Source organism: Roseibium sp. TrichSKD4, assembly GCF_000148725.1.
Taxonomy (GTDB): Bacteria; Pseudomonadota; Alphaproteobacteria; order Rhizobiales; family Stappiaceae; genus Roseibium.
Genome location: NZ_GL476319.1, coordinates 137,436 through 156,969, shown reverse-complemented (window position 1 = coordinate 156,969; position 19,534 = coordinate 137,436). Strand labels below are relative to the sequence as shown.

Annotated in this window: 19 protein-coding genes and 2 pseudogenes; all 21 read left to right on the top strand. The window is 54.3% G+C overall.

Features of this window, described 5'->3' with window-relative positions; all coding sequences use genetic code 11:
* Positions 1-524: 524 nt before the first annotated feature.
* The 21 genes and pseudogenes from TRICHSKD4_RS17025 to TRICHSKD4_RS16940 all read left to right on the top strand — a co-directional run bounded on the left by TRICHSKD4_RS17025 (position 525) and on the right by TRICHSKD4_RS16940 (position 19,058).
* A complete protein-coding gene (locus TRICHSKD4_RS17025) occupies positions 525-1,415 on the top strand; it encodes an ROK family transcriptional regulator (protein ID WP_256377409.1) in 891 nt (296 codons plus the stop codon).
* A gap of 52 nt (positions 1,416-1,467) precedes the next feature.
* Entirely contained in the window at positions 1,468-1,737 is a 270-nt protein-coding gene (locus tag TRICHSKD4_RS32035) for an ROK family protein (RefSeq protein WP_009468120.1), read from the top strand.
* Positions 1,734-2,993, top strand: a complete 1,260-nt coding sequence (locus tag TRICHSKD4_RS17020) for a M20 family metallopeptidase (protein WP_009468119.1) — start codon at positions 1,734-1,736, stop codon at positions 2,991-2,993. Before TRICHSKD4_RS32035 ends, TRICHSKD4_RS17020 begins: the two co-directional genes overlap by 4 nt.
* Positions 2,994-3,017: 24 nt before the next feature.
* Positions 3,018-3,218: a hypothetical protein gene (locus TRICHSKD4_RS31740; protein WP_247642827.1), complete on the top strand. Its 201-nt coding sequence runs from the start codon at positions 3,018-3,020 to the stop codon at positions 3,216-3,218.
* Positions 3,215-4,075 carry a substrate-binding domain-containing protein gene (locus TRICHSKD4_RS17015; RefSeq protein ID WP_009468118.1) on the top strand — a complete coding sequence of 287 codons (861 nt, stop codon included), beginning with the start codon at positions 3,215-3,217 and terminating at the stop codon, positions 4,073-4,075. Before TRICHSKD4_RS31740 ends, TRICHSKD4_RS17015 begins: the two co-directional genes overlap by 4 nt.
* Before the next feature lie 93 nt (positions 4,076-4,168).
* Positions 4,169-5,122, top strand: a complete 954-nt coding sequence (locus tag TRICHSKD4_RS17010; RefSeq protein WP_009468117.1) for an ABC transporter permease — start codon at positions 4,169-4,171, stop codon at positions 5,120-5,122.
* A 17-nt stretch (positions 5,123-5,139) separates the two neighbouring features.
* Complete coding sequence (locus TRICHSKD4_RS17005) at positions 5,140-6,351, top strand: alanine racemase (RefSeq protein WP_009468116.1); 1,212 nt, start codon at positions 5,140-5,142, stop codon at positions 6,349-6,351.
* A complete protein-coding gene (locus TRICHSKD4_RS17000) occupies positions 6,348-7,091 on the top strand; it encodes an ATP-binding cassette domain-containing protein (protein WP_009468115.1) in 744 nt (247 codons plus the stop codon). The genes TRICHSKD4_RS17005 and TRICHSKD4_RS17000 overlap by 4 nt, the downstream gene beginning before the upstream one ends.
* 128 nt (positions 7,092-7,219) lie before the next feature.
* Positions 7,220-7,393 (top strand): annotated as a pseudogene (locus TRICHSKD4_RS32375) (LysR family transcriptional regulator); the annotation flags it as partial.
* Positions 7,388-8,089: pseudogene (locus TRICHSKD4_RS16995) on the top strand (substrate-binding domain-containing protein); the annotation flags it as partial. The pseudogenes TRICHSKD4_RS32375 and TRICHSKD4_RS16995, both read left to right, overlap by 6 nt.
* Positions 8,090-8,186: 97 nt before the next feature.
* A complete protein-coding gene (locus TRICHSKD4_RS16990) occupies positions 8,187-9,035 on the top strand; it encodes a putative hydro-lyase (protein ID WP_009468113.1) in 849 nt (282 codons plus the stop codon).
* A 2-nt stretch (positions 9,036-9,037) separates the two neighbouring features.
* Entirely contained in the window at positions 9,038-10,075 is a 1,038-nt protein-coding gene (locus TRICHSKD4_RS16985) for a TRAP transporter substrate-binding protein (protein WP_009468112.1), read from the top strand.
* Between the two features lie 24 nt (positions 10,076-10,099).
* The gene (locus TRICHSKD4_RS16980; RefSeq protein ID WP_009468111.1) at positions 10,100-10,648 is read left to right on the top strand and encodes a TRAP transporter small permease subunit; all 549 of its coding nucleotides are present in this window, start codon (positions 10,100-10,102) and stop codon (positions 10,646-10,648) included.
* Positions 10,645-11,928: a TRAP transporter large permease gene (locus TRICHSKD4_RS16975; RefSeq protein ID WP_009468110.1), complete on the top strand. Its 1,284-nt coding sequence runs from the start codon at positions 10,645-10,647 to the stop codon at positions 11,926-11,928. The genes TRICHSKD4_RS16980 and TRICHSKD4_RS16975 overlap by 4 nt, the downstream gene beginning before the upstream one ends.
* A gap of 398 nt (positions 11,929-12,326) precedes the next feature.
* Positions 12,327-12,842 carry an Hcp family type VI secretion system effector gene (locus tag TRICHSKD4_RS16970; RefSeq protein ID WP_009468108.1) on the top strand — a complete coding sequence of 172 codons (516 nt, stop codon included), beginning with the start codon at positions 12,327-12,329 and terminating at the stop codon, positions 12,840-12,842.
* A 243-nt stretch (positions 12,843-13,085) separates the two neighbouring features.
* Positions 13,086-13,409 carry a hypothetical protein gene (locus tag TRICHSKD4_RS16965; protein ID WP_009468107.1) on the top strand — a complete coding sequence of 108 codons (324 nt, stop codon included), beginning with the start codon at positions 13,086-13,088 and terminating at the stop codon, positions 13,407-13,409.
* A gap of 61 nt (positions 13,410-13,470) precedes the next feature.
* Positions 13,471-15,555: a type VI secretion system tip protein VgrG gene (locus TRICHSKD4_RS16960; protein WP_009468106.1), complete on the top strand. Its 2,085-nt coding sequence runs from the start codon at positions 13,471-13,473 to the stop codon at positions 15,553-15,555.
* Positions 15,555-16,493, top strand: a complete 939-nt coding sequence (locus tag TRICHSKD4_RS16955) for a DUF4123 domain-containing protein (protein WP_009468105.1) — start codon at positions 15,555-15,557, stop codon at positions 16,491-16,493. The genes TRICHSKD4_RS16960 and TRICHSKD4_RS16955 overlap by 1 nt, the downstream gene beginning before the upstream one ends.
* Positions 16,490-17,839, top strand: coding sequence for a hypothetical protein (locus TRICHSKD4_RS16950; RefSeq protein WP_009468104.1), 1,350 nt, complete (start codon positions 16,490-16,492; stop codon positions 17,837-17,839). Before TRICHSKD4_RS16955 ends, TRICHSKD4_RS16950 begins: the two co-directional genes overlap by 4 nt.
* On the top strand, positions 17,839-18,561 hold the full coding sequence (locus TRICHSKD4_RS16945; protein WP_009468103.1) for a restriction endonuclease subunit M: 723 nt from the start codon (positions 17,839-17,841) through the stop codon (positions 18,559-18,561). Before TRICHSKD4_RS16950 ends, TRICHSKD4_RS16945 begins: the two co-directional genes overlap by 1 nt.
* Positions 18,562-18,563: 2 nt before the next feature.
* Entirely contained in the window at positions 18,564-19,058 is a 495-nt protein-coding gene (locus TRICHSKD4_RS16940; RefSeq protein WP_009468102.1) for an SMI1/KNR4 family protein, read from the top strand.
* Positions 19,059-19,534: the final 476 nt, after the last annotated feature.

Sequence of the window (19,534 nt, the reverse complement as noted above, 5' to 3'; positions counted from 1 at the left end):
TGCGAGAGAAAGGACACAGGGCCGATAGAGCAGCCTTGCGAACACTTCGAGGATAGGAGGACGGTGAAACGCTTCATGCCCGAGAAACGACAAGGGTGCAGCAAATGCGACGCGGTAGGGGGCGTTGATCATATGCCAACCTTCAAAGATAAGACCCCATTTGATGGCTAGGGCCCGGTTTGTTCGGCAAGGCGCGTTGCACTGGACCGCCTGTCTGGCCGTTCAAGCAGTGGAACGCTGGCCTACGAGCCAGAGCGAGCCACCGAAGGCCGCGTTTGGCTACAGCCCTGCTGCGTTGCAGGTTTTGTACGATAAACCATACCGCCCTGCGACCTGCTCCTTGCCGAACAGTTCCCAAACACGGTCAGATGGGCGCTTATCTTTGAAGGTTGGTATCAGTCTTGCGCGCAGTTTCAGTGTGGATTGTTTGGGGTAGTGAAACCAAGAAACTCAAAAATTAGACTTACCAGTAATGTCAATTCGTAGTTAGTTCGGTAATGGAACGAATTAAATCGGGTGCAGGAATGGCCGACCAGTCAAAGATATCGAGACGTTTGTCACAAAGCGCTGTTATTCAGGCAATTGCCAACTATGGCCCGATTTCGCGGGCCAGCGTTGCCAAGATGACGGGCCTTTCCAAGCAAACGGTCTCGGAGATTGTCGGAAACCTGAAAGACGACGGCTGGGTTCGTACCGTCGGTCAGACAGAAGGGCATATTGGCCGCCGTGCGGTTGTCTATGAAATCTCGCCATCAGGAGCCACGGTCGCGAGCATCGATTTGGGCGGAACGAAAGTCCGAGTGGCATTGTGCGATCTGACCGGGAAAGTGCTTGCTGAGCGAACAGAGCCGACCGACCCGCTGGGCGGGATCGGTGTTGTCGACCAGATTGCCCGTCTAGTTGGACAGACCGCAAAAGACGCGGAAAGCGATGCAAAAAACATGCGGGTTGCTGTTGTCGGGGTGCCGGGCGTGCCGGACCCTGCGACGGGTGCGGTTCTGATGGCTCCGAACATTCGCGGAATTGATCAAATCAACCTGCCAGCTTCATTGACCGAACGGCTCGGTGTTGAAGTGTTTGTCGAAAACGATGTGAACCTCGCAGCCCTTGGCGAAAACTGGCTAGGAAACCAGGGCGAGAAGGGTGATCTGGTTTTTGTATCTGTGGGAACCGGTATTGGCGCTGGAATTGTTGTTGGCGGTGAGTTGTTGCGCGGCAAAACCGGGGCGGCCGGAGAGGTCGGTTTCTTGCCCTTCGGGGCTGACCCGTTTGAACCGGATAGCCTTTCAACGGGCGCCTTGGAGCGTGTGGCAGCGACGAGCGCCATCATTGGCATGTATAAGTCTTTGACAGGCAAGACCTGCAAGTGCCAGAAATATTTGATGCAGCGGCGGCAGAAGACCTCGCGGCCATAGAAACGCTGGATGAACGGCCAAACAAATCGCTCGGGCGATTGTTTCCATAGCAATGCTGATTGACCCGTCAGAGATTGTCATCGGTGGCTCGATCGGGGCACGTCCAGAGTTGCTGGATCGGATCAGGCACTTCGTGCCGCTTTGTTGCTCGCGTCCTTTGGAGATCACCAAATCTCGACTTGGAGATCATGCAGCGCTGGCAGGCGGTGCGTCCGTTGCTCTGTCTCGGTTGCATATATCCCTTTTTGCCGAGGGGCAGAGAGGCGCGGAAATAAAGGTGCCACCGCCGGCTATTGAAAATTTCAAGGCGGTGAACTCATGAGCAGGTCAGAGCTGAAGGCTGCACTTGAGGCGGCACAGGACAAAAAGGCTGATATTGATCTGCTTCAGCGGGCAATCGGGATCGAAAGCGTTACCGGAAACGAGACACGTTTTGCAGCGTTTTTGTCTGAGCAGCTTAATGCGCTGGGCATGAACACAAACCGGGGTGCATTTGACGGTGCTCGTGAAAATGTCTGGGGCGTGACAACGGGCGTAAAGGGCGGCCGGGATCTGATGATCCTCGGGCACACCGACACAGTCCATACACGCGGCTGGCGTGAGTATTGGAAAGAGGATTCAAGAGCCAACCCATACGGCGGCGCGATTGTCGACGGGAAATTGTGGGGACGTGGCGCGTGCGATCTGAAAGGCGGTATTTGCGCAGCTATTGCCGGATATCGGCTGCTGCAGGCTGCCGGATATGAACTTGAAAGCCGGTTGAGTTTTGCCTTTATCGGGGACGAGGAAAGTGGCGAGCCCGGCTCGGGCGTGAGCGCCGGGGCAAAAGACCTTGTAGAACGGGTCAAGGCAGGCAGCATACCAAAGCCGGACTTCGCGGTTTACGTCGAACCCACCAGCCTCGATGTCTACACCGCCCAAATCGGCTTCTTTATTGCCGATATCGTTATCACCGGAAAGTCCGCCTATTTTGGTACGCCTGAGCTTGGCGTCGATGCGCTGAAGGCCAGCCACAAGGTTCTGTCTGAAATCTGGGCCCATGAGGAGGAGCTTTCCAAATGCGCGCGCCATGAGCTTTTGGGCTCGTCTTCTATCTTGGTCACCAGCTGTGAGAGTGGTGGTTTTATCTCCGTTCCTGGCGAGGCCAAACTTTCATTGATCCGAAAACTGTTGCCCGGTGAGCAGCTGGATGATGCGGTGTCGGCTTTTGAAAAAGCGGTCACCAAGGCAGACCTTCCAGAGGGGATTTCAGTTTCAGTCAACTATCCAGCAGGCCGGGATCACCCGAAGGGCGGTTCGCCTGTCGAAATTCCGACGGACGCGGAGCCTGCATTGATGCTTCAAGACTGCGTTCGGTCTATCCGAGCTGGGGGTGGGCAGATCGGCGGTGCCCCGTATTGGTCGGAAATGCCGTTTTTGGTCAATGCGCTGGATTGCCCGACAGTCTACTGCGCGCCCGGAGACATCTCCGTTGCTCACACATTCGAAGAACGTATCGAGGTCGAAGAATACCTCGACGCCATCCGTGTCTTTGCCTTGTTCATCGCCACCTATTGCGGCGTGCGGCAACGGACCTGAAAAATTTCAACAGTGGAGGAAACTATGAACAGCATCACCAAGGGGCTTCTTGCCTCTGTCTTCCTGAGCCTCAGCACCACTGCCGGTTCTGCAGAAACTGTCGGTCCGGGCGGCGAAAAGGCAACGCCGACATCAGCTGTTATGGTCAATGACGAGCAGCTGGATGCAGTGCGGGTCAAGGCTACACCGCAGCTCTTCTGTGGCATGATCAATCCGATTTCGTGAATGCGGTCACCGCTGGCGCAACAGATGAATTCTCCCGTATGGGGATCGAGGTTGTTGCCCAGACAAGTGCGGGCTTTGATGCTGCCAAGCAGCGCAGCGACATTGAAACAGCGATGGCCAAATCTCCAAACATCATCTTGTCCCTGCCGCTTGACCCTGTCACATCAGCTGCAGCCTTTCAGGAAGCCAAGGAAGCCGGCGTTGCGCTGACGTTTCTGTCCAACCTTCCATCCGGCTATGAATACCCGAATGATTATGCAGCGATTGTAACTAATGACCTGTTTCAGATGGGCAAACAGGCAGCTGATGCATTAGCCGCGTCTATGGGTGGCAAGGGCACTGTAGGCTGGATCTACCACGATGCGACTTACTACGTCACAAACCAGCGTGATAATGCGTTCAAGACAACCATTGAAAACGATTATCCGAATATTGAGATCGTCGCTGAACAGGGCATCAGCGATCCGGCCCGCGCTGAAGATGTTGCAAATGCAATGCTTCTGAATAACCCGGATATTGGCGGATTTTACGTCACTTGGGCCGGACCGGCAGAGGGCGTTCTGGCAGCGCTCCGCGCGAACGGGAACTCCACCACAAAGGTCGTCACACTTGATCTGTCAGAGCCTGTCGCGCTCGATATGGTCCGAGGCGGCAATGTCGCGGCAATTGTTGCGGATGAGGCCTATGAGCTGGGCCGCGCAATGGCTGCCAGCGCTGTACTTGATCTGTTGGGCGAAGACGTGCCGCCGTTCATCGTGGCTCCGGCTGTCACGGTCACAGCAGACAATGTTGCAGAAGGGTGGCAACGCTCGCTGCGCATTGACGCACCGGCAAGTGTGCTGAACGCTTCCAAATAAGGTGAAAAAGCTGGCGGGCCTTCAGGTTCGGCCCGTCAGCGCATTCCCGGCTTTCCCAATTCGGCCCTAGTCTCCAGTTCTTGAAGGTGGACCATGCAAGCGGCCTTGCAAAAAATCAAAACAATCGATCTGCAGCAAAGCATCATCTATGTGGGTTTTCTCGGGATCTTCCTGTTCTTTGCGTTGACACTTCACGACGATGGTTTTCTGACGTCCCGCAATCTGACCAACATTGTTCTGCAGACAGCTCCGGCGACCATCATGGCCGTTGGTTTGGTGTTTGCTCTGTCCGCAGGCGAGATCGACCTCAGTTTTGGGTCAGTTGTCGCCGTATCGGCGCTTGCTGCTGCTGTTGCCATGCAAACCGGGCCGATGTTTCTCGGAGTTCTGGCAGGCCTTGGGGCCGGTGTTGCCATCGGAGCGTTCAACGGATTTCTGGTTGCCTATTTGCGGCTGCCGTCCTTTCTCGTAACGCTTGCCACAATGGGCCTATTTGCGGGGATCGCTCGGTCGATGACAGACCTTAGATCCATTCCCGTGATCAATGACAGTTTCACTGGCATCTTTGGTTCTGGCAGCCTGTTAGGCGTGCCATCTCTGGTGTTCTGGACACTTGGGGCCGTCATTATTGGCCACGTCCTTTACAGGAACACAAAATTCGGAGCGCATGTGCTCGCCGTTGGTGATAATCCGCGTGCCGCGCAGGTGTCTGGCATCAAGGCGCCGCGCGTGCGGCTGATGGTCATGACACTTTGCGGGGCGACCGCCGGGCTGGCGGGCCTTCTTTATGCAGGGCGTCTTCAAGCTGCGAAATATACGCTCGGCGAAACCGATCTCATGACTGTGATCGCTGCGGTCATCGTCGGCGGAACCGCGCTCAAAGGCGGGAAGGGGTCGATAATCGGTGCGCTGCTCGGCTCTCTGTTGATGGGGATGCTCAACAACGGGCTGATCCTTATGGGCCTTGATGTGTCCGATCAGATGATCGTGCGCGGTTTGATCATCCTCATCGCCGTTGCCGTCTCGCTCCGCGACACCAGCAGATAACTTTTTGGAGGGCAGTCATGTTCCTTGATCTTCTTATGCGCCGGAACCCGGCTTTTGTTGAAGCCGCAATGGCTTTGCATCAAAGCGGCGCTATCCCTGCGAATGCCTATGTGCTGGACCTTGATGCAAATGAGTCCAACGCGAAACGCCTTCGCGCCGAAGCCGATCGCCATGGCCTCAAGGTGTTTGCCATGACCAAGCAGGTTGGTCGCCATTCCAGCTTCTGCGAAGCCATCATGAAAGGCGGTATTGATCGCTCGGTTGCCGTGGACATGGCCTGCGCGATTGCCTGTGACAGAGCCGGCCTGAAGACAGGGCATCTAGGTCATCTGGTACAAATCCCGCGTGGAGAAGCGCGGTTTGCAGCTGAAACGCTGAAACCTGACTATTGGACAGTGTTTTCAGAGACAAAAGCTGCGGAAGCCGCCAGCGCCTCAAAAGCTGCAGGTCGGGTCCAGCGCCTGCTGGCGCGCATCCAAACTGAAGGCGATACCTTTTATCGGGGGCACGAAGGCGGCTTCGATGCAAGCGAGATTTGCGCTGTTGCGGACCAGTTGAATGCACTGGACGGCGGACAGTTTGCAGGTATCACAACATTTCCGGCGCTGCTGTTTGATCAGGAGCAGCGAAAGGTGGTCCCGACCCCAAACCTTGCCACATTGAACAAGTCTGCCGAAGCCTTGGCAAAGGCGGGATGGAACGACGTTGAAGTCAACGCGCCGGGTACAAACTCTGCTGTTATGCTGAAGGTGCTCGCTGATGCAGGGGCGACACAATGCGAACCGGGCAATGCGCTGCACGGAACAACGCCGCTGCATGCAGTTGAAGACCTCCCGGAGGAACCTGCGGTTCTCTATCTCTCCGAAGTGTCCCACCATCATGGCGGCAAGGCGTATTGTTTTGGTGGAGGGCTTTATATCGATCCGGTCTTCCCAAAATATCAGGTGAAGGCACTGGTCTCTTCTTCCCCAACAGCACAGGCCAGCGCTCTTCGGAATGTTGAGGTTCCGGATTATTCAGCAATCGACTATTACGCGATGATTGATGCAGACGGCCCAGCAGCACCGGCACCCGGTGATACGGTGGTCTTCGGCTTCCGTGGGCAGGCGTTCGTCACGCGTGCCCTGATCGCAGGTGTTCGCGGTGTTTCAACCGGCAACCCCCACGTGACCACAATTGAAAACGGCTTTGGCGACAAGGTTGACTGGCCGGGGAGTGCTGCAGCATGAACGGTACAACACCAGTTCTATCCCTGAAGAACATTCACAAGGCGTTTGGCGGCGTGGTCGCCATTCAGGACTTTTCGCTGGATTTGAAGGCGGGTGAAATCGTCGCGCTGGTCGGGGACAATGGGGCCGGAAAGTCAACGCTGATCAAGATCATCTCCGGCGTTCATAAACCCACTTCTGGCGAAATTCGACTGGATGGCGAAGAAACCGCCTTCTCCGATGCGAGTAGCGCCCGCGAACGAGGAATTGAGGTGGTTTATCAGGACCTTGCTCTTGCGGTTGAACAGCCGGTCTACATGAACATGTTTCTTGGCCGAGAGCTGACCAAGAAGCCGTTCGGACTTCTGGACAAGGTCAGCATGCGCAAGGAGTGTCAGGAGTTGGTGGACGAGCTGGATGTTCGCATTCCCTCTGCATCCTCGACCATTCGAGATCTCAGTGGTGGTCAACGACAGGGCATTGCCATTGCCCGTTCCGCCCATTGGGCGAGCAAATTGATCTTGCTGGACGAGCCGACAGCCGCGCTTGGGGTTGCCGAAACGGCGAAGGTGGAAGAGCTTGTCGCATCGCTGAAGAAAAAGAACCTCGCGATCCTGATTATCAGCGACAGTCTGGATCAGGTGTTCCGCTTGTCCGACCGCATCTGCGTTCTCCGTCGTGGACAACAGATCGGCGTGAGAAAGACAAGCGAAACCGACAAAAACGAAATTGTCTCGATGATCACTGGAGTTGACAGTTAAGACGCATGCGTTTCAACCTTTACTGCATCGGTGATTGCCGCAAGGGGTACTTTGATATAGGAGAATGGTGTCCTGTCACCTGAAAGCAGCAGGCAGGCGAAAGGATTACGCCGTACGGCCCGAAGCGCATGAAAATCCGAAACCTCGATACATTCTACTGGATTGCAAATCTTGGAAGCTTTCGGGCAGCAGCTCAAAAGTTGAACCTGACACAACCCGCGGTGACTGCTCGAATACAGGTTCTGGAGCAGGATGTTGGGGCCGAGGTGTTTGTTCGGGACACGCGCAGCGCCGAGTTGACACCGGCAGGCCGAAAACTGCTGCCCTATGCGGAAAAAGCGCTGGAGCTTGATAGCGCGATTGTCACCGCGTTTTCAGACACAGCAACCGTTGAACAGTCAGTCCGGTTGGGCGCTTCGGAGACAATTGTCAGCAGTTGGTTGCCGGATTTTCTCACCGACTATTCCAAAACAAGGCCAAGATTGACCTTCGATCTGACTGTTGATTCCAGCAATCACCTCAGAAATGCGCTGGTGTCCCGGGAGATCGATTTGGCGTTCCTCATGGGGCCAATCGCCGAAGCCAGCATCACCAACCTGGATCTGTGCGAATATGAAATGGTTCTCGCTGCAGCGCCAAGTCTGGCGGAAAGGCTTGACTTTTGGTCCTCCGCAGCCATTGCGGCTGAAACAATCGTGACCTTTTCTGCAAACACGCGTCCGCATAACCAAATTCGCGAAGCGCTTGCTCCGTTGACCCATGGCCAACCCAAAATCACCGGGTCCGCCTCCTTGGGCGCTGTCGTGCGCTTGGGGTGTGCAGGCTACGGCTTGTGTGCGCTTCCCCGGTCCATCATCCGGCGGGAGATTGCGACTGGTGCGCTCGTTGAGTTGAAAACAGACCTGGAGATTTCTCCGATCGCCTTCACTGCAAGTTATGTGTCTGGTGCCGTGACCAGCAGTTTAGCGGAGGATATATCAGCCGCCGCATTGGCATATCTGGCGTGATTATAAAAATAATTTATACAGTTTGGAAAAAATATTCGATTTGATTTAAGTTTGCTTTTCCCCTTCCTTTGTGGAGGGAGGAACTGGAGTGTCTCACGTCAAAAAGTACAAAACGGGTCTGGATCTGCGAGCAGGCGTCCGCACGGGCGCGTTTCGTGGGCAAACAGCTGGGCAAGCGCCTAACCATCTTCAGGGCAACATTGTCATCCTGCCCAAGAGATACGCTCAAGACTTTCTGCTCTATTGCGCAAACAATCCGAAACCTTGTCCGGTGATTGGAATCTCAAAGCCCGGAGACCCTAGGCTTCCCGATCTTGGTTCCATTGATATCCGCTCTGATGTTCCAAGCTACCGGGTGTTCAAGGATGGGGAACTGGAAACAGAGGTCGCTGATATCAGCGCGCTTTGGCGCTCCGATCTCGTTACATTTGTGTTGGGTTGCTCCTTCACGTTTGAAGAGGCACTGATTTCCAACGGCTATCCGGTTCGCCATATTGAGGCAGAGCAGAACGTCCCGATGTTCCGCACATCCCTTGAAACCATGCCAGGGGGCATTTTTCAGGGGCCGTTGGTCGTGACCATGCGCTCCTACCCAAGCGAGCAGATACCGGCAATCTATGGTCTTTCGGCAAACTATCCGCACGCCCATGGCACCCCGGTTTATTGGGGAGCGCCGGAGGCAATCGGCATCAAGGACCTGAGCGCACCGGAATATGGAGATCCTATCCAAGTGCCCGAAGGTGAGACCCCTGTCTTTTGGGCTTGTGGTGTCACTCCTCAGGCTGCCATCAGCCGCGCGAAACCTGATTTTTGCATTACCCATGCCCCTGGGTGCATGTTGGTAACAGACGTTGCCTCGGACATACCGCCAAAGGTCGATCAATCCATTTCCCCATTCTGGCAAAGCAAACACAACGTCAATCAAAACGGAGAATGATCATGAAACGCACTTTGACCGCCCTTGCAGGGTCCGCTCTGATGATGATGCCAGCCGCCGCAGAAGACCTGTCGGTTGTCGGGAGCTGGTCCAGCCTGCCACTGCACAAGCAGTTTGAAGCACCATTTTGGTCAGAAACTCTACCTGAAGCCTCAGGCGGCACATTGAATGTCGCGCTGACAACGCACAATCAGATGAATCTTGGCGTTGCCGATGTGTTTCGCCTTCTGGGCGACGGTGTTTTTGATGTCGGTATGACCGTTGCAGATTATGCAGTCGCCGATGCACCAGAACTGGAGGGCCTTGATGTGCCGCTTTTGGCGCTGACGGCAGATGACGCACGCAAGATGGTCGATGCGGCGCGCCCGATGGTCGCCGACATCTACAAGACTCGTTTCAACAGCCACGTGCTCGCCATTGCGCCATATCCACCACAGGTCGTGTTCTGCAACAAGGAAGTCAGCAACCTAGATGGCCTGAAGGGCCTGAAGGTGCGGGCCTCGGGCCGGATGACAGCAAAATTCCTCGAAGCGCTTGGGGCAGAGGGGGTGAATGTCAACTTTTCTGAAGTACCCGGCGCGCTCCAAAAGGGTGTTGTTGATTGTGCTGTTACCGGGGCAGGTTCTGGTTACAGCGCTGGCTGGTGGGAAGTTTCAACGCACCTTCTGCCAATCCCGCTCGGTGGTTGGGACCCGGTGGTTACTGCCATCAACTTGGACAAGTGGAACAGCCTTGACGCTGATACTCAAGCGTTGATCCAGGAACAGGTTAGTGCGAAGTTTGAAGGCCCGGCATGGGACGTGGCTCAAGGTGCGCTGGCCAATAACATTTCCTGCCTCACGGGCCAAGGGGAATGCACATCTGGCGACAGCCGCTCCATGACACTGGTTGAAGTGTCACAGGCTGACTTCAATAATGCTCGGATGATCCTTGAAAGCGAAGTCTTGCCAGCATGGGCTGAGCGGACCGGGGCCGACTGGGCAAAGCGTTGGAATGCATCTGTCGGCGAAGTTGTCGGCGTTAACGTCTCTGCAGAATAACAAGAAGACTTGGGGAAGGCCCTGATGGCACACCGTGTTTTGGACTTGATGAAACGGCTCAATCGATGGGTCGCCATGGTGATTGGCGTTTTGCTGCTCGCTTGTGTCTGTTTCATCCTTACAGAAATCATTGTGCGCCAATTGGGGTCTTCTCTCGGCGGAACGGATGAAATCAGTGGCTACGTGATGGCCATTGCAACATCCTGGGGGATGGGATTTGCGCTGCTGGAATTGTCGCATGTCCGCATTGATATACTGCGCCTGCAGGCAAAGGCCTTGGGGCGGTGCCTGTTTGACTTGATGGCGATGGCGGTCATGGCAACCACGGTCACCGTTGTCGCCTATCGCTGCTGGCCTGTTCTAGAGCGATCCTTGATGAACGGATCACGGGCCAACACACCGCTGGAAACGCCCTTGGCTCTTGTTCAGCTGCCGTGGTTCGCTGGTTGGGCTTGGTTTGCAATCGTTTCTCTTGTGACATTATGGGCCGCACTGGTGATGGTGCTGCGCGGTGACTATGCCGGATCGGAAGCGGCCATAGGAACACTTGCCGAAGGGGAGGCTTCACAATGATCGGTGCCATCTCCGTTGGCCTTCTGGCCCTTTTGACCCTTTCCATACCAGTCGGCATTGTTCTTTTCTTGTTGGGCTTCGGGATTGATTTCTTCTTCAGTCCGTTTCCGTTGACCAAAGGGTTGGGCAATCTGGTCTGGTCGACGTCCAACAACGCTACACTTATTGCGATCCCGTTCTTTGTGCTGTTGGGTGAAATTCTTGTGCGCAGCGGCGTGGCAACACGAACCTATGCCGCCCTTGATCGCTGGGTGTCGTGGATGCCGGGTGGCTTGGTCCATGCCAATGTCGCCACGTCCACCATGTTCTCCGCAATTTCCGGCTCGTCTGTGGCAACAGCTGCAACGGTCGCGACCGTGGCCATGCCTCAGGCGGAAAAGCTTGGCTACGACCCCAAACTCTTTTCCGGCGCCATTGCGGCTGGCGGCACACTTGGCATCATGATCCCGCCGTCGATCAATCTGATCGTCTATGGTTTTTTGACCCAGTCTTCTATCCCGCAGCTCTTTTTGGCTGGTCTCATACCGGGACTGCTTTTGGCAGTCGGGTTCATGGCCGTGACTGCCTTGATTTGCGCTGTCAGACCTGAACTTGGCGGTGTCAGACGGGTTTTCACATTGAACGAAATGCTGCGCGCCCTGATCCAGCTGGTGCCGATCATTCTGCTCTTTGGTGCCATCATCGGAACCATCTACCGCGGTTGGGCCACACCGACAGAAGCCGCCGCTGTTGGTGTGGCGGGTGCGCTTGTGATCGCTGCTTTTTTCGGCGGTGTGTCGCTCAAGATGATCAGCGAAAGCGTGGTTGGCACGATCAAGATCACGTCGATGATCATGTTGATTGTCATCGGAGCCTCGTTTCTCAATTTCACCCTTGCATCAGCTGGACTTGGCGCAGAGCTTAAGGCCTTGCTGGATGGGTTGGGACTCTCACCTTTGATGACCATTCTGGTTGTTGTGTGCATCTACATCGTGTTGGGCTTTTTCATCGAAACCTTGTCCCTCATGGTGGTGACTATCCCGATCATCGTGCCTTTGATCCTCGCACAAGGCTATGACGTGATCTGGTTCGGCATTTTGATGATCGTGTTGATCGAAATGGCTCTTATCTCGCCGCCGGTAGGACTGAACCTTTATGTGGTTCAAGGTGCCCGTAAAGATGGCAAGCTGACGGAGGTCATGTTGGGCGTGATTCCATATGTCTTCGCCATGCTGATTATGGTCGCCGCTCTGATCGCATTCCCTCAAATAGCACTCTTCTTGCCTTCAGCCCTGCAATAACAGACCGTTTTCAGTAAACGGCTGACAAGCAGGAAAGCAGACAATCAAAGCTGGCCAAATTTGGCCAGCTTTGGTCATTTTTGGCCATTAAAAATATCGCATTTATTACAATGGTTTGTGAGGGGTAAGGGCGTTGCATAGGCGGCTTTGGGCCTTCTTTGGCCGGAATTCGCCCGTTTTCCTAAAGAGCGTAACGACCTGATATTTTTAGGTCTTTTGAAAAATTATTCAATAAATACATACAGTTAAGGATAGGGTTTTTGTTTTTTTCGCAATTGGCACGTTGTTTGTATTTGTATTGGCACGGTCCGGCGGATGCGGGCTGATGATTTGAGAAAGGTGTTCGGGCACGGGGCTGTGCAGCGAGGGCCGCAGAAGTTTTTAATATAGGAGCAGTCATGCCAACTCCCGCTTATATTACGATTGAAGGGGCAACCCAGGGCCCGATCACCCAAGGTGCATTTACCGAAGATTCCGTCGGCAATGTGTGGCAAGAAGGCCATGAAGACGAGATCATGGTGCAGGCGGTTGACCACAAGGTTGTCATCCCGCGCGATCCGCAATCCGGCCAGCCAGCTGGTCAGCGCGTCCACACGCCGTTCAAGTTTACCTGCAGCCTGAACAAGGCCGTGCCGCTACTTTACAACGCGCTGTGCACCGGCGAGATGCTGACCAAGTGTGAAGTGAAGTGGTTCCGCACCAACTCTGCAGGCAAGCAGGAGCATTTCTTCACCACGACGCTTGAAGACGCCTTGGTGACAGACATCGATTGTAACTTGCCGCATTGCCAGAACCCGGACAATGCCGACTACACCCAGCTGGTTCTTGTTGAGCTGTCCTACCGCAAGATCATGTGGGAACACACAGTTGCAGGTACGTCCGGTTCTGACGACTGGCGCGCCCCAGCTGTCTGATTAGGCCGTGGAGCTTTAAGCCTTTGCAGTTCGAGGGACTTTGAACGGAGCGCCTCTCTTGCCGGTTCTGTTTTAATCCCTCCCTTGTGGCTCCAGGTGCACTCTACCCCCGCTACCTGGAGCCGTCTTTTTCTTCAAGCCTGTTCGGGTGCTGCGTTTTTGCGTGGCATCCGGATAGGGCATTTGCCGCCGTGGCCTGGTTCTGGTTGGCGGCGTTTAGAGATTTTGTCTGGAGACTGACCGATGGCCGGATATGTCGCAAGCAAGGTGAGAGCGGTGAAGGATCGCCTCCTTGGCTTGTGGCAGCATGCGGTCCAGCGGTCTGGCTCTGCTGCCGGTTCAAGCGAAGGTGCTTGCGAGGCTAAGTCGGATGCCTCTGGTGAGCTGCCCGAGCGCGGTCTTCAAAAGGTGGTTCTTTGCGGGCGCGATGTGCCGGTTCGCACGTCTGAAGCCCTCACGTGGCAGGACCATCGGGACGAGCTGGAAGTGACCGGCTTTTTGGATCAGCTGCCCGACCACCCGCTTTTAGCTGAAGAGTGCCGGAAGAAGACGGGAGGCAAATCATGAGCCTTTTAAGCCCGGTGTCTCAATGGCCTCATGAGGCGTTTAACTTTGGAAAGGTGATGTCATGAACGTCCTGGCGCGGATACCGGCCTTGTTTCAGGATCAGGATATTGCCTTTTCCTTCACCGTGCCTGCCGCTGGTGACACGGCACTGCTCGTTTATGACTTCACGGTGTCCGAGGCCCTGTTTGGCCTCACCGAAGTTGACGTGCAGCTGGCCTCAGATGATCCAAATGTGGACCTTCATGCGCTGCTGGACACACCGGCAACGCTTACCATTCACCACAAATATCTCGGCCTTCGCCACTATGCCGGTGTGATTGCCCAGATTTCGCGCGGGGAAGAAGGTTTCCACCGCACGCTTTACTCCATCACCTTGCTGCCCATGCTGCATCGTCTGGCCCATGGTTCGGACTGTCGCATCTTCCAGCAAAAGTCCGTGCCCGACATCATCAAGGAGCTGTTGAAGGAGCATGGCATTGAGGATGTGAAGTGGTCGCTGACCGGCAGCCACGAAGCGCGCGAATATTGCGTGCAATACCGGGAAAGCCATCTGGACTTCATTGATCGCTGCGCGGCCGAGGAAGGCATCTGGTATTACTTCACCTATGGCGAGAACGGCCAGCACACGCTGCACTTCATCGACAATCCGGAGATTGTGGCAGAACTGGAAGGCCAGTCCAGCCTTGAATACAACGCCATGCCCAGCGGGGCAGTGAAGGGCGTCTTTTGCAATCGGTTTTCGCTGAAGGAGCAATTGCGCTCCACCAGCTACACCCAGCGCGACTACACTTTCAAGAACCCGCCCTACAGTCAGCAGCACAAGGTGGACCGGCAGGAAGACAACGGCTCTGCCAAGGATTACGCGCTTTACGACTATCCGGGCCGTTACAAGCAGGATGCCGCAGGAAAACCCCTCACCAAATACCGTCAGGAAGCCGTGCGTGTGGATGCCACAACGGGGCAGGGGCGCACCAATGCCATTCACCTGTCTCCGGGCTTCAAGATGGCGCTCACAGACCACCCCAATGACGCCTGCAACACGGCGTGGCATCTGCTGACCGTCTCGCACCATGGCAGCCAGCCGCAAGCGCTTGGCGAGGAAGCAGGCGGGGGACCGGCGACCTATTCAGCCTCCTTCACGGCCATGCCAGCCCGGCTTCCCTATCGTCCCAGCCGCCCGGCCAAGCCACTGGTGGACGGCCCGCAGATCGCCCATGTGACGGGTCCGGACGGTGAAGAGATTTATTGCGATGAATATGGCCGGGTGAAAGTGTGGTTCCCCTGGGACCGGCATGGAGAGAAGAACGACAAGTCCTCCTGCTGGATCCGCGTTGCCTCCAACTGGGCAGGCCCCAAATGGGGCCACATCTCCATCCCGCGCATCGGGCAGGAGGTCATCGTGGATTTTCTGGAAGGCGATCCCGACCAACCCATCATCACAGGCCGCACCTACCACGCCCAAAACATGCCGCCATACAAACTGCCGAGTTTGAAAACCGTCATGGCCATCAAGTCAGACACGCATAAGGGCGGTGGTTCCAATGAGCTGCGGTTTGAGGATGAAAGCGGGCGGGAGCAACTCTACCTCCATGCGCAGATGGATGAGGATCACATCGTAGAACATGACCGCCGCGATCATGTTCGCCACGACGAACACCGCATCACCTCCCATAACCGGCATTTAATTGTCGGACATCAAAACCACCAAAGGGTTGTCGATAACGAGTATCGACAGATTAGCAAAGATACACATTGGATCTTTGGGGGAACGCTCTTCCAGAAGATCTACGGCACCTTGAATCTGACAGTGATGGGCGCGTTTGTGCGCAGTTTCCGCGCGAACCGGTCCACCATAGTAAAGGGAACAGACACTCTAAAGGTTGAAGGGGCTTCAACGACAAGCGTGCTTGGCAAAACCACCCTAAAGGCACCAACCATTGTGCTGGAGGGAACCGAGGACCTGACTATTAAAGGGCCGGGTGGGTTTGTGAAAATTGATGCGGGTGGCGTCACTGTTGTCGGCAAGCAGGTGAAAATCAATCAGGGTGGCTCTCCGGGAACGGCGTCCGATGCCATGCCTGTGCCTCCACAAGAACCATCAGAGCCGCAAGAAGCCGATCCGGCGACAGATCGTGGGTATAGCTGATGCACGCACTCGCCCCACCATATCAGGTTCAAGAAGGTGAGGTTGATTGGGCCGCACTTAAGGAAAGGTGTGGTGCTGGGACCTTGGTCGCGCTTCTGGATGCGTGTGGCAACAAGGATGTTCCGGGGTGGTGCGGTGAGTGGAAAGAACGGGCGGGCTGTCTTTATGAGGACTTGGCGGGAGATTATTACAACACCGAGGCACCGCATCTGGTCTTGCTTGACGATGAGATACTTGAAACGGTGACGTCCGTTGCTGATGAAGACCCAAAATGGGGCTTCATCTTGGAAACAGCCCAGCCTGTTCCCCTAGAAAACTGGCTGAAACACTGGCGCAGCTGGCTCTACGTTTATCCGCCCAAGGGGCCAGATACGGTTTTATTCCGATTTTATGATCCCAGCTTGATCAAGACAATTCTATCTCTACCGAACGGGTTTGGCGCTGCGCTAACCGGTCCCGCCTGCGCAATCCATCTGACGCCGGATGAAGAACGCGAGACATGGCAAACACTCGAGTTGCCGTCGCCTGCTGACGGGTTTCAAAACACGCCGACAACACCGGTGACATTGTCAAAGGCCCAGCTGGATCGATTGCTCGATCGGTTTCACGAAGTGCGACACCTGAGGTTCTTGAAGTTCCTCAGCGAAATGTACCCATCGAAAATGGCGCAAGCGACCCGTGATGAAGCACTGCAGTTCATTCAGGTGAACGAAAGAAAGGCCAATAAACTTGGCTTCGACATGGAAGTGGATGTTGCAAAGTTCCTGATCCTTGCCACCGCTTTTGGTCACGGGTTTGAGGCAAACGGGGCCATTCCTGATGCCTCTGCGATTTTGTCAGGTCCGGACTATGTTGCGGGAGAGCCTAAAATAGATCGGCTCGTGGCAGCCGCAAGAGAGCTTGATGCTGCCCGCCTCCAACCGGGAGGTGTCCAATGAGCGATCTGCAGGTTCAGACGGACCCGGATAGCATCGATATCGCGGATTTGAACTTCTCGGACATCAAGATTCATCCCGATATCATGTGTCCGAATTGCCCTAATTCGATGGTTCTTTTCGTCACTTATGACGACTTCTTTCCCTCTCCGGGATGCCCGTTTCACGTCATCATGGAAGGAGGCGCTGAAACCAACGGAACAGTTGGTGACAATGGGCTGGTGGTCATCAACGGCATTCCGCAGCAACAAGCCCTCGCGCTTGTGGGGGAGGATGCTCTCGAGTACACGCCGGAAAACCAGCAGCGCGCAAACCCAGATTATCGCAAGAACCAGGATATTGCCCGAAACCGGGCAATCAATGATCAGGCAGATCAGGTTATCGATGAGCTGAAACCTGCCTGGTATGACTTTTGGACAGATTTGACACCAGAGGAGCAAGCCCGCCTCGAAGCGGCAGAGGATGCGCGACAGCGCTCGCAAGATGAGCTGAAACGCTTAGATGCTGACGATGAAGGCATTTTCAGCTGGATTTGGGGCACGATCAAAGGGGAGTGGAACGACAACCCGACAGTTGGACAGATCATTTGTGATGCCGCGATCTCAGCCATTCCGGTGATCGACCAAATTGCCGATTTGCGGGACATCGTCGCTGTTGTCGTCAAGCTGTGTGATCGCGAACGACGCGAACGGGAGGGTTGGGTCCTATGGCTCACACTTGCCATAACCGCAATCGGGCTGATCCCGACCCTTGGATCGATCCTCAAAGGCTTCTTCAAGATCATCTTGAAAAAAGCGCTGCCCTACATGGCAAAGGCATCGGATTTCCTAACGGCGTTCAAAAAGATAGCAGCGCCCGAAATGATCAATCAGGTGCTGGAAATCATCCGGTATTTCCACAAAGGGAATGCTGTGAAATGGCTGCAAGATCAGGCTGCTGCCTTTAGCAACATCATTCAGCAAACAATTGGTCACCTTCGTCGGTTCCTCGCCGAGTTTACAGAGCAGGCAACAAAGAAGGTCGCAGACTTGCGAGACTCTTGGGTCGTGTTCTACTGGGAGAGTAAAGTTGCGGCGGCAACGGATGCGCTCAACCGAATAATAGAACTGGCCGGCATGGCCATTGGAAAAGTGACGGAGATGTTGCGCTACCTTGATGAAGTCATTCAAGAGTTCGTCAAACGCATCATCAAATACATTGCAGGTGTATTGATCTCCAAGGAGGCCGCAAAGGAACTCAGCGACAAGGCCGCCGAGATCTTTAGCCGCGTTGCGACAGAAGCTGCCCAGCGAGGAACCGTCGCCGGAGGTGTTGCAACGGGTGCCACGGCCATGCAGGGAGCACAATAGTGGCGCGCGTTCCAAAACAGATCACCGGCAATGCAGGAGCCTTCGACGCCATCAAGAAAGGTGGCAAGGAATTCAAGGAAGTCGGCGCCGGAAAAATCACCCACTTCAACAACGGCAAAAAAGCCCCGTTGAAGGAAGATGTAACGACCGGGAAGAAGGGGAATCCTTATCCCAAAGGTGAGCCTAAGCCGTTATCGAACAAGGAGTGGGAAGATGTCAGACCCAAAGGTACACCGACTCCCGATAACCCAAATTTCGTAAAAGTAGAGAAGCTCGGCGACGGTTACAAGGTCCATATGCGTCATGAAAGCGGTGACGTATACAGCGTGCCGTACGACAAGAAAGGGAACCCAGATTTCCATAACGTACGGAACGAAAGCAACGGCGGTGCGCCGGTCGAGAATGTCATTTATCCAGGATCAGATAAGGTCCAAATAGAACTGACAGAGCTTAACCCAAAAGACCTGAAAAAAGATGGTAGCTACAAATACCGCCAATATGACCTTGACGACCCTGATCAATTGAAAGCGGCACAGGACCGAGCCAGGCAAATGGACAAAAGAAAAGCAAACAAGGCTCTAGGTGAGAGTTTGGACGGAGATGAGTGGCACTGGCATCACGCTGGTGGGAAAAGTATGATTGCAGTTGATGCGAGTGTGCATAGTTTATTCAAGCACCATGGGGAGTTTGCAAACAATAAAGCTGCCCAATTGGGAGAGTAATAATGGTGTCGATCAAAAGGTGGTCTAAAGAAGCATCTGCTTCAAAAATAGAAGAGTTTCAACAAAAGATCGGAGCGGAACTGCCTGCCGACTACGTTGATTTTTTAGCAACCTATAATGGAGCGTCATTTCCCTTAGATGCCGGTTTTGAGGATGAGGTGAATGAGGCGTCTTGGCCGGTGATGATGCTTTACCATATATCGAATACAGAAGCGGATCTGACAGATGACAAATATACAGGTCGGTTTATGGGTTGGAACGTTTTAAATAATACGGAAGAAATGCGCGGTCAGTTCCACTTACCTAATGGTTACTTGTGCATTGGTCGTGCACATGAGCACGCGCTTATTATTTTGGAAATATCTAGCGGGGCCCTCTATTACTTTGTTGAACAGGAAATAGAAAATGTGGAGGATTTCAAGGAAAAGATGGTTTTAATGGCAAATTCCTTTTCCAAATACTGGGGTGGCTTAGTAGATGAATACCCCATTTACTAATGTATTAGGGGAGATATGGGGCGTGTTTGGTGTTATTTGGCATTTATTAATCAGTAACTGAATTTAGTGGTCTGGGGAGGGCATAAGTGATATTTAGGCGTTCGAATACCGCTCAATTTAACGCTGTGTCAATGGCATGCAATGGGATTTTAGAGACCCACTGGCTAACGAACGTCTCGTAGCGGAGTTGGCTGCTGAGTATGGGTTGGTTTTAGGAAATGAGTTCCTTGAGTATTTGGAACAAAATAACGGTGGTCAAATATTCGAACCAGAAGGTTTCCGAGGCCCAAATGGAGAGGCGCATAGTGTTACAGACTTTATGTCGCAAAAACAGATACGCGATGAGTATTTAAACATCTGGATCAGGGTTTCAAACACGCGCTAGAACGCAGAAAATAATGCAAAGTACTACTTGCCAATCGCAGAAAATGGATTTGGTGATCAGTTACTTATAGGTTGCCAAGAAATAAATAAGG

Coding starts and splice junctions, on each gene's coding strand:
- TRICHSKD4_RS16965 (WP_009468107.1), top strand. CDS start 13,086: ATGGCCGGATATGTCGCAAGCAAGGTGAGAGCGGTGAAGGATCGCCTC.
- TRICHSKD4_RS16980 (WP_009468111.1), top strand. CDS start 10,100: ATGGCACACCGTGTTTTGGACTTGATGAAACGGCTCAATCGATGGGTC.
- TRICHSKD4_RS31740 (WP_247642827.1), top strand. CDS start 3,018: ATGAACAGCATCACCAAGGGGCTTCTTGCCTCTGTCTTCCTGAGCCTC.
- TRICHSKD4_RS17005 (WP_009468116.1), top strand. CDS start 5,140: ATGTTCCTTGATCTTCTTATGCGCCGGAACCCGGCTTTTGTTGAAGCC.
- TRICHSKD4_RS17020 (WP_009468119.1), top strand. CDS start 1,734: ATGAGCAGGTCAGAGCTGAAGGCTGCACTTGAGGCGGCACAGGACAAA.
- TRICHSKD4_RS17000 (WP_009468115.1), top strand. CDS start 6,348: ATGAACGGTACAACACCAGTTCTATCCCTGAAGAACATTCACAAGGCG.
- TRICHSKD4_RS16950 (WP_009468104.1), top strand. CDS start 16,490: ATGAGCGATCTGCAGGTTCAGACGGACCCGGATAGCATCGATATCGCG.
- TRICHSKD4_RS16970 (WP_009468108.1), top strand. CDS start 12,327: ATGCCAACTCCCGCTTATATTACGATTGAAGGGGCAACCCAGGGCCCG.
- TRICHSKD4_RS32035 (WP_009468120.1), top strand. CDS start 1,468: ATGCTGATTGACCCGTCAGAGATTGTCATCGGTGGCTCGATCGGGGCA.
- TRICHSKD4_RS16955 (WP_009468105.1), top strand. CDS start 15,555: ATGCACGCACTCGCCCCACCATATCAGGTTCAAGAAGGTGAGGTTGAT.
- TRICHSKD4_RS16960 (WP_009468106.1), top strand. CDS start 13,471: ATGAACGTCCTGGCGCGGATACCGGCCTTGTTTCAGGATCAGGATATT.
- TRICHSKD4_RS16985 (WP_009468112.1), top strand. CDS start 9,038: ATGAAACGCACTTTGACCGCCCTTGCAGGGTCCGCTCTGATGATGATG.
- TRICHSKD4_RS16975 (WP_009468110.1), top strand. CDS start 10,645: ATGATCGGTGCCATCTCCGTTGGCCTTCTGGCCCTTTTGACCCTTTCC.
- TRICHSKD4_RS17025 (WP_256377409.1), top strand. CDS start 525: ATGGCCGACCAGTCAAAGATATCGAGACGTTTGTCACAAAGCGCTGTT.
- TRICHSKD4_RS17010 (WP_009468117.1), top strand. CDS start 4,169: ATGCAAGCGGCCTTGCAAAAAATCAAAACAATCGATCTGCAGCAAAGC.
- TRICHSKD4_RS16940 (WP_009468102.1), top strand. CDS start 18,564: ATGGTGTCGATCAAAAGGTGGTCTAAAGAAGCATCTGCTTCAAAAATA.